At 45.2% G+C, this 8,979-nt stretch carries 9 protein-coding genes; 5 read left to right on the top strand and 4 right to left on the bottom strand.

Going from position 1 to position 8,979, the window contains the following annotated elements; translation table 11 throughout:
* Positions 1-278 precede the first annotated feature (278 nt).
* The 5 genes from NTX75_14175 (at position 279) to rmuC (ending at position 5,156) form a co-directional block, all read left to right on the top strand.
* On the top strand, positions 279-1,451 hold the full coding sequence (locus NTX75_14175) for a DUF559 domain-containing protein (protein ID MCX5817361.1): 1,173 nt from the start codon (positions 279-281) through the stop codon (positions 1,449-1,451).
* Between the two features lie 697 nt (positions 1,452-2,148).
* Positions 2,149-2,994 carry a methyltransferase domain-containing protein gene (locus tag NTX75_14170; GenBank protein ID MCX5817360.1) on the top strand — a complete coding sequence of 282 codons (846 nt, stop codon included), beginning with the start codon at positions 2,149-2,151 and terminating at the stop codon, positions 2,992-2,994.
* Positions 2,995-3,076: 82 nt separating this feature from the next.
* The gene (locus NTX75_14165; GenBank protein ID MCX5817359.1) at positions 3,077-3,325 is read left to right on the top strand and encodes a hypothetical protein; all 249 of its coding nucleotides are present in this window, start codon (positions 3,077-3,079) and stop codon (positions 3,323-3,325) included.
* The gene (locus NTX75_14160) at positions 3,325-3,669 is read left to right on the top strand and encodes a type II toxin-antitoxin system PemK/MazF family toxin (protein ID MCX5817358.1); all 345 of its coding nucleotides are present in this window, start codon (positions 3,325-3,327) and stop codon (positions 3,667-3,669) included. Before NTX75_14165 ends, NTX75_14160 begins: the two co-directional genes overlap by 1 nt.
* 131 nt (positions 3,670-3,800) lie before the next feature.
* Positions 3,801-5,156, top strand: coding sequence for a DNA recombination protein RmuC (gene rmuC / locus NTX75_14155; protein MCX5817357.1), 1,356 nt, complete (start codon positions 3,801-3,803; stop codon positions 5,154-5,156).
* A 28-nt stretch (positions 5,157-5,184) separates the two neighbouring features.
* On the opposite strand, the gene NTX75_14150 is transcribed toward rmuC, so the two are convergent.
* The 4 genes from NTX75_14150 to ssb all read right to left on the bottom strand — a co-directional run bounded on the left by NTX75_14150 (position 5,185) and on the right by ssb (position 8,945).
* On the bottom strand, positions 5,185-5,961 hold the full coding sequence (locus tag NTX75_14150; protein MCX5817356.1) for an SAM-dependent chlorinase/fluorinase: 777 nt from the start codon (positions 5,959-5,961) through the stop codon (positions 5,185-5,187).
* A gap of 5 nt (positions 5,962-5,966) precedes the next feature.
* Positions 5,967-6,995 (bottom strand): S-methyl-5-thioribose-1-phosphate isomerase, encoded by a 1,029-nt coding sequence (mtnA, locus tag NTX75_14145; protein ID MCX5817355.1) that lies wholly within the window; start codon positions 6,993-6,995, stop codon positions 5,967-5,969.
* Between the two features lie 3 nt (positions 6,996-6,998).
* A complete protein-coding gene (gene gatB / locus NTX75_14140; GenBank protein ID MCX5817354.1) occupies positions 6,999-8,447 on the bottom strand; it encodes an Asp-tRNA(Asn)/Glu-tRNA(Gln) amidotransferase subunit GatB in 1,449 nt (482 codons plus the stop codon).
* A 66-nt stretch (positions 8,448-8,513) separates the two neighbouring features.
* Positions 8,514-8,945, bottom strand: a complete 432-nt coding sequence (gene ssb / locus NTX75_14135; protein ID MCX5817353.1) for a single-stranded DNA-binding protein — start codon at positions 8,943-8,945, stop codon at positions 8,514-8,516.
* Positions 8,946-8,979: the final 34 nt, after the last annotated feature.

Below are 8,979 nucleotides of genomic sequence, written 5' to 3'. Positions count from 1 at the left end.
GCAATTAAAAGCAATGGGCGCTCCTCCACGCTCTCGTCACCTCGCTACTCACTTCGTTCGTTGATCCGCTCGGTTCCTCGTCCGCCTTACGGGGAGCTGAGCTACGCTCTCATCGATTTGTTGCCCTTGTGGGCACGGCGTACCGCTACCAGCGGTCCGCCTAACAAAACGCTGGAACGTTGTCACTCCCTCTGCAGTCACACCTTCGGTGTGGGCAGGGTCGTGCCACCGCTCAGCTCCCCGTTAGCTGCAACGCAACGTACCATAGAGAGGTTAAAGTGATTGAAAGGTTTAGGCTTTTCGTAGATACTCAAAAACTCAAAATCCTTGATGAGCGAGACGTTCAAAAAGGAAAACAAATAAGCGTAACAGATGGTGTGTTTGAGATCCCATGTACATTCTACAATAACGGCAATGTCTTAGTTCAAGGAAAGGACAGCACCCTTAAGAAGTTATTAATGGCATGGGCTGGCAAACAAGCACCAGACTTTAAGGCAGAGAATGCTTTTATTGGCTACGTGGATTTGCCTGCCGGGTGGCGAGAGTGGAATGAAAATGCTGACTGGCTTCAAAAGTACATCAGTCAAAAAGGCACACCCTCTGAAGACCGAGCCCCAAATGAATACAAGATCAATCGAGAAATAATGTTTCATGACTATATGTTTAGAAATCAATCGGGGGCAAAGATTACTTTCCAAACTCTCTCGTTTGTTCTATCCAACTGGTTCAGTCGATTCTGCTTTATGGGTCAGGATGTAAATCATATTTTTGAAGACATGGTCCGACACACTAGGAACTCATGGTCCGAAGTGATAGACTCAGTGGACCTTGGCCAAGCGGCAGAGGTAGTCTCTGTAGCATTATTTAATTGCTGCCCAAAGAAGTTCATAAAGAAAGGTGATAGAAATTGGGTCTGCCCTCAAACGAGAGATGATCAGAATCTATGCGTATATAATCTGGTTGATGCTTTGTATCCATACTCGTCAGCTAATACCGTTGTAGCATATACCAAAACCAATATGGGTAAGCTTTTGAAGAGAGACCGGAATCTGACCTGGTATAGTTTCTCGCCATCGAGTCCAATCGAGAAATTGATGGAAGACGGTCTAAAATCTGCCGGGCTTCTGTGGCTGCCGCAGTACCAAGCCCATGACAACCACCACAAGTATAAAATCGATTTTGTGATAAAGACAGCGAAAGGACCTTCTCTGGCAATTGAGTGCGATGGCCTTGAGTTTCATGCAAAGGCCAATGCATACATTAAAGATCGCATTCGTGACCGCTATTTGCAGCGACACGGCTTCTATGTGATGCGTTTTTCTTCGGTTGAGATATTTAACAATTTACCCGAATGTCTCAAAGAGGTTGACGAAACATTCTGGCACATTCAAAAGGGGAAATTGACTCTGGACGGGCCACATAGGAACACCTATTTCGGCGTGAATGAATGAGTCAGCTAACAATTGCGTTCAGTCAATCGGCCTGAAATCAGGCCTCTGACTGACGCCGATGTTGGGCATATGAATAAATATGTGAAGATGGGGGCTGATGCTCGTGCAACAATGGGTCGATAAACTCATTTTGAGGCTTCCGACATGGCTACGGTGGCTATTAGTCATACCGCTGGCGTTCGCGGCGGATCTGGCTGCGCAGAGCGTATACCAAATCATCTTCAGAGCTATACCATTTGCCGGTGTTCGCCCGTACACAGACGAGTTGATATGGCGCTTCTTTGCTCCGCTGCTCTTTGTAGTCGCTGGTGTGAAGATGGCGCCTCGACACTGGTTCATGGTGACCTGCTGTCTGATCGGGTTCAAGGCCGCGGTTTCTTTCGTAAACATTCACACATTGTGTTTGTATGTGCTCCGGGGAGGGAGTCTAAAAGCCCCGGCATACATAACCACCGCTCCGGTTTGGTGGTCCTTGTTGGTACAGTTACTGTTTCTATTGTTCGCAGTTTTCATTATTGTAAAGGATCAGAATATTAGAAAGGTGCCGAATGAAAGTTCTCCCATCCTCGATTTTTGATTCTTCAGTTAATTTGAAAGGGCTATCGAGGAAAATGAGCGAACGGGGACATAGGTAACCAGATTATTCTGGGTACATAGGTAACACTTTTGTATTAATTCATATACACAGAAGGCGTCTATGGGTTGGGAAGGAGTTTTGATGAACGACGAGTATCTCTCGACTGGTTTTGCCGACGTTGACGGTGCAAAGAACCAGGATGCATATTTTGCCTGCTTAGCCTTGTTGGATTCGTTAGCGTATTTCAGGGAATACAAGCTGAAAAGCTACGAGCTGTTGCAGCTTAAGCATGGGATGACGGTGCTTGAGGCTGGTTGCGGACTTGGTGATGATGCTTTCAGGATCGCTGAGCGAATAATGCCAGGCGGAAAAGTAGTCGGTCTTGACTCAAGTGCCGCAATGATTGAGAAAGCACGGTCACGGGAACTTTCTGCGCAGCTACCCGTTCAATTCCAAACAGGAGATGTAAAAGCGCTGCCCTTTCCCGATAATTCCTTTGCAAGATGCCGGATTGATCGGGTGCTGCAACACATTCCGCAACCGGAAAGGGCCATCTCCGAGTTAGTCCGTGTTCTTGAGCCGGATGGGTTGCTTCTCGCCCATGATAATGATTGGGGGACATTTTCAATAACTTCTCAGAATATTGAAATTACCCGAACCCTTGAAAATTTGTGGTGTGATTCTTTTACGAACAACTGGATCGGCCGTAACTTGTGCGATTATTTCATTTCCTCCGGCTTATCAGATGTAAAAATTTACCCCAGCACTTCGGTTATAACGGATTTTGAAACGGCTGACAAGGTGTACAATTTACGTGAAACGGTACGAAGGGCCACTGCAGGAGGATTTATTTCCGCGGCTCAAGGTTGCTGCTGGATCGAAGAACTTATCAATAGAACAGGGAAAGGCAGTTTCTTGGCAGCGCTTACGGCCTATACGGTTATCGGGCGTAAAACAAAAGGATAACTTGTTATTAATACCATATAATTTGCTTGCATTAAATACCACCTCATGATACCATGTTTTGGCTGGTTAAAGGGGAAACATTATGGGTAAAAAGGTAACTTACGTACTCGACGAAGAAGTTGTGGAAGGAGTGAGAGAAGCTGTAGGAAAAGGGCTCTATAAATCCATCAATTCCTTTGTGGAGAACGCAATAAAAGACGAGCTTGATCGAATTAAAAAGGAAGAGATAAGAAAAGCCATTTTAGAAGCAGGGAATGATGCCCTTTTTCTCGCTGATATAAGAGAAATTAAAGAAGATTTTAAATACCCTGATTTTGAAGGGGTTGAGTAATGCATTATAAATGGGGCATATTTATTGCCGACCTGTGCCCTATTCCCGGCTCTGAACAGGGAGGAAAAAGGCCCGTCCTCGTGATAAGCGACGAAGACTTTAACAGTGTTATGCCCGTAGTAACCATCCTGCCCATTACGACGCTTAAAAAAGGGAGAAAGGTTTATCCGAATGAAGTCTTGCTGAATGCGGGAACAGGAGGAATTTTACTGGATTCTATAATACTTACTCATCAGATAAGAACGATATCAAAGGAAAGGCTTACAAATTCGATTGGACTCATTGCCCGCAACGGTATTCAGGAATCAATAAACAACACCCTCAGGATACATTTGAATCTATAAATGCAAGTCATGAAACTAACAAATACGGGTGGAACGTCGAGACTTGAGATTTAAACAAACATTTACTTTACACACTATCAAATGACGTAAGTACGTGAAAATCTACTTGGTTTTGAATAAGGAGTAAAAAAGTGGAAATATTGATTTATATCATTGTTGGCCTGATTGCAGGAGGTGTGGTTGCCTGGCTTCTTTCTTCAGCATATTCCCAAAAGAAGTATGCCGGGGTTGAGGGAAGGGCAAGCTCCGCTGAGGCGGTTGTTGAAGAAAGAGGGAAACAAATTCTGCAGAGAGAAGAAGAACTCAACCAGCTCAGAAACGAGCTCAGCATTGAGCGGCAGTCAAAAGTAGAAGCACTGACAAGGCTTGAAGAATCAGAAAAACACTTTAAAGAGGAGGTGCAGCGGTTTGAGACCGTAAGAAAAGAATTGAGCGAAACATTTAAGGCGCTTTCACTTGATGCACTGACAAAGAATACTGACGAATTCAAAAAATATGCTGACGAATTTATAAAGCTTGCCGAGGAAAAGCTGAAATCGCAGACCACGGAGGGGAAAAAGGAGCTTGAAGGCAAGAAAGAGCTCATTGACCAGAATATCGAGGCAATAGGAAAAACCTTAACGGAGGTGCAGAAAAGGGTTGAGGATTTTGGAAAAACAAGCGGAGAGAAATTTACTGAAGTTGCGACCCTCATCAAGAAACACGAAGAGGTCACCCAAAAACTCAACGATACTACAGCACATCTCGGCAATGCCCTTGCAAGTTCGAAGAAGAGAGGCGAGTGGGGTGAGCGCATGGCGGAAGATATCGTGCGGCTCATAGGCATGACAGAAGGGATTAACTACATAAAACAAAAGACACTCGAAAATTCCTCCGGTAGGCCTGATTATACATTTTTTATGCCCAATGGCACGAAAATAAATATGGATGTGAAATTCCCTCTCGATAATTATATGCACTACATGAATACAGAATCAGAGCATGACAAAAAACGGTACAAGGACGAACTCCTTAAAAACACAAGGGTTATGATCAAGCAGGTTACAACCCGCGAGTACATTAACCCTTCCGAAAATACCGTGGACTATGTGATTATCTTCATCCCCAATGAGCAGGTATACAGTTTCATCCATGAGGCCGATCCTGCAATTATGGATGAAGCGCTCAGGCAAAAGGTTATTCTCTGTTCGCCCTTTACCCTTTATGCTGTTCTTGCAGTGATAAGACAGGCCATTGAAAACTTTAACCTTGAGCGGACCGCCTCTGAAATACTGAAGCTTCTCACTGAGTTTTCCAAACAGTGGACAGCCTACAAAGAAAAATTCAAGGCAATGGGCGATAGGCTTGATGCCGCAAAGACAGAGTACGATACCCTCGTTACGACAAGGAGCAACATGCTCGAAAGGCCTCTCCGCAAGATAGATGAACTGGGCAGACAGAAGGCCATAGCCCTCGAAGAGGGTCTACAACTTGATGAAACATCGTGATTGCGGATACACGATGGCGGATTATTCTTTATAATTCAAAGAGTTTTACAGCGACTGCTTCGCCTTTGCTGATTCCCGTCTTCTCCTGGAAGCTCCCCTTGTAATACCCGAATTCGAGGTAGCCCGAACTCCCTGTCAGACAGGTGAAATCCTGCTCATAATAGCTTTTGTGGAGTGAGGCAAAGTCCATATCGCCTATATGTATCCTGAAATCATTACCGCCAGCGAAATCATTGAAGGTCTCAATATCGATATTCGTTATGGCGTTCCCGAACCTGTCAAACCTCACTACCTCTCCAGTGAGCACCGCATTGATGATATCAGGATAGATATTTGTGAGGCACACCAGATCGATCACCTTCTCACCCAGCGCTGAAGGGTGAAGCCCATACGCAACGTGAGCTGCAATGGGTGCAAAGACATCTCTTCCGTGGAAAGACGAGCTTATCTGCTTCAACATGAAATCCCTGTTGGTTATCACATAGCTCTCGGTATCGCTTTCGATAAGCAAAGAAAAAATACCATTGTCGGGTCCCACAAATACATGGCCATCTTTATAAAGAATTAATGCCCGCCTGCTGCTTCCCACGGTAGGGTCAACTATTGCCACATGGATAGAGTCCCTTGGAAAGTACTGATAGTATTCCTTTAAGAGGAAGGCGCCTTCCCGTATATCCTGGGGCTCCACATCGTGGGTAATGTCAACAATCCTGACATCGGGATTAATGGAGAGGATAACCCCCTTCATAATCCCGACGTAAGGGTCTTTTAATCCAAAGTCTGTGAGAAGAGTAATTGTTTTCACTGTATTTAAGAGAAGAGCATTTTAATATATTTCTTAAACGGCTTTTCGATTATTCCTTTTTCGGTTATGAAATTGGAAATATACCGTTCCGGAGTAATATCGAAGGAGTAATATCGTGCCTTTATGGCTTCGAGTGTCAGGGGCTTGCCGTGAATATATTTTACTTCCTTACTGTCCCTTTCTTCTATAGGGATATATGCCCCATTATCGATATTCCTGTCAAATGTCGAAACAGGCGCTGCCACAAAAAAAGGGATTTTGTAATGAGAGGCACAGAGTGCGATCATATAGGTGCCGATTTTATTTGCCGTATCTCCGTTAAGGGCAATCCTGTCAGCCCCTACAATTATCTTGTTTATACCTTTATTATAACAGAGGAATCCCACATGGTTATCAGGGACAAGCTCAACATCAATCCCCTCTTCATATAGTTCCCATGCGGTAAGTCTTGCGCCCTGCAGATATGGCCTTGTTTCCGTGGCGATGACCTTTATCTTTTTGCCGCTCGCATGTGCTGCCCTGATTACACCGAGGGCTGTCCCATACCCGCCTGTTGCGAGTGCGCCCGCATTGCAATGTGTCAGTATCGTATCACCATCATCAATCAATTCAGAACCATACAGAGAGAGCATCCTGTTATTTTCGATATCCTCAACGTGGATTGCGATTGCCTCATCTGTCATAAGGTCGAGCATGTCAGCCTTGTTACTGTATTGCCTGAAGGCGTTTTTCATTCGTTCCAGGGCCCAGAAGAGGTTTACTGCCGTGGGCCGTGTTTTCGCTAATTTTTCACATATCTTATCAATGTCGTCATCCTTAATCCGGTCTTTTGACGCTAAAATCTCCTGGATTCCCAGCGCAACACCATAGGCCGCCACAATACCGATAAGCGGCGCCCCCCTGACAACCATACTTTTAATAGCATAGACGATATCTTTTAAGCCTTTACATTGCAGATACGTCTTCTTGAACGGCAGCGCTCTCTGGTCAAGCAAATAAAGAGAACCATCTTTCCAGTAAATGTGGTCAGTCATGTGTTACCTCTTGAGCCTCTTCAAGAGCAATTCATTAAGGAGTTTTGGATTTGCCTTTCCTTTCATCTCCTTCATCACCTGTCCCACAAAGAACCCCAGGAGTTTTTCCTTACCGGCCTTAAATTCAACTACCTCTTTTGGAGAACGGGCAATGACTGCTTCAACAATGGAAGTTATTGCAGTTTCATCGGATATCTGGACAAGTCCTTTGTCGGCAACAAGTCTTTTCGGAGATGCACCGCTTTTGCAAAGCTCGGGAAAGATTTCTTTTCCCATTTTAATGCTTATTGTTCCGTCCTTGATGAGGGCCAGCAACTCTGCGAGATGGGCCGGGGAGAGAGGTGAATCCTTTGGCGATACATTGCCATCCTTTAATTCCCTCAACAGTTCTGTCATGATCCAGTTACTTACCATCTTCGGCTCGGGGAATATCTTCACTGTTTCTTCAAAATACCCTGCAAGCCCTTTATCCGATGAGAGTATCTCTACATCGTATTTCGGCAGGCCGTATTCGTTCATGAATCTTTCCATCTTTTCCATGGGAAGCTCAGGCAATGTTTTCCTCACATCTGCAATCCACTTGTCGTCAACCACAAGCGGGAGAAGGTCAGGTTCCGGGAAATACCGGTAATCATGCGCCTCTTCCTTGCCCCTCATGGAGTAGGTAATCCCTTCATCTACATTAAAAAGCCGGGTTTCCTGGACCACTTCGCCGCCTTTTTTGATAAGCTCGATCTGCCTTGTGATCTCGTAATCGAGAGATCTTTCAATAGACCTGAAGGAGTTTAAGTTTTTCAATTCCGCCCTTGTGCCAAGGGTGGCCTCGCCTTTCCTGCGCACCGAGACATTCGCATCGCAACGGAAACTGCCTTCCTCCATGTTTCCATCGCATATTTCAAGGTAAATGAGGACATCCCTGAGTATTTTGAGATAGAGGGTTGCCTCTTCAGGTGTTCGAATATCGGGCTCACTGACGATCTCAAGGAGAGGAACGCTCGACCGGTTATAGTCCACCATGCTGTAAGAGCTTGTTTCAATGGTGCTTTCATGGACAAGCTTTCCCGCATCTTCCTCCATGTGCACCCTCTTTACCCTGATCCTCTTTTTAGTATCACCCATGAAGACATCGAGGTATCCGTTCTCGCAAATAGGCTCTTCGTACTGTGATATCTGGTATCCCTTCGGAAGGTCGGGATAGAAATAGTTCTTTCGTGCAAATATGCTTCTTCTGTTGATATCGCAATGGAGTGCAAGCCCGAGCTTTATGGCAAAATCCACAACCCTCCTGTTCAGAACCGGTAATGCCCCGGGCAACCCCATACACGTAGGACAGGTATGGCTGTTCGGCTCAGCGCCGAACTTTGTCGAACATCCGCAAAATAATTTACTCTGTGTCAACAGATGGGCATGAACCTCAAGCCCCATAACACCTTCGTAATCACTATAATTCACAACTCACCCCGCTATTAAGCTACCAGCTATCAGCTACACCTCTATGCTATGCGCTCTACGCTAAAATCACATGCGTAAGTCATCTTCTTCGACTTCCGGCACAAATCCCTCTTCAGTGCGTTCCTTCTTAAACCCGGAGGTTGTTTTTTCGTCTCTGTCGGATGCTGTCCCGGATGGCAACATTTTCATATCTGTTGCTTCAATTTCGAATACCTTTCTTTTGGTTCCATCCTTTGCATCATACTCACGAGACCGGATTCTCCCCTCTATATAGACAAGCCTGCCTTTTTTGAGATATTCCCCTGCAATTTCACCCAGTCTTCTCCAGGCAACTACCCTGTGCCATTCTGTTTTTTCCTGTTTGTTGCCACCCTTGTCTTTCCATGTTTCCGTTGTTGCCATGTTAAAGGTAGCAACAGATGTACCATCCGTTGTGTAGCGGAGTTCCGGGTCTGCTCCAAGCCTGCCTATAAGTATTACTTTATTTACATTTGACATATCTGCCCCCTCATTATTAGTCAATATCCCATAA

Source organism: Pseudomonadota bacterium, assembly GCA_026388315.1.
In the GTDB taxonomy this organism is placed as follows: Bacteria; Desulfobacterota; Syntrophorhabdia; order Syntrophorhabdales; family Syntrophorhabdaceae; genus MWEV01.
This window is presented reverse-complemented; position numbering and strand designations above follow the sequence as displayed.

What these genes read in the sequence shown, in the direction of transcription:
- NTX75_14170 (MCX5817360.1), top strand. Translation starts at nt 2,149, where the DNA reads ATGGGTTGGGAAGGAGTTTTGATGAACGACGAGTATCTCTCGACTGGT.
- NTX75_14165 (MCX5817359.1), top strand. Translation starts at nt 3,077, where the DNA reads ATGGGTAAAAAGGTAACTTACGTACTCGACGAAGAAGTTGTGGAAGGA.
- NTX75_14160 (MCX5817358.1), top strand. Translation starts at nt 3,325, where the DNA reads ATGCATTATAAATGGGGCATATTTATTGCCGACCTGTGCCCTATTCCC.
- mtnA (MCX5817355.1), bottom strand. Translation starts at nt 6,995, where the DNA reads ATGACTGACCACATTTACTGGAAAGATGGTTCTCTTTATTTGCTTGAC.
- ssb (MCX5817353.1), bottom strand. Translation starts at nt 8,945, where the DNA reads ATGTCAAATGTAAATAAAGTAATACTTATAGGCAGGCTTGGAGCAGAC.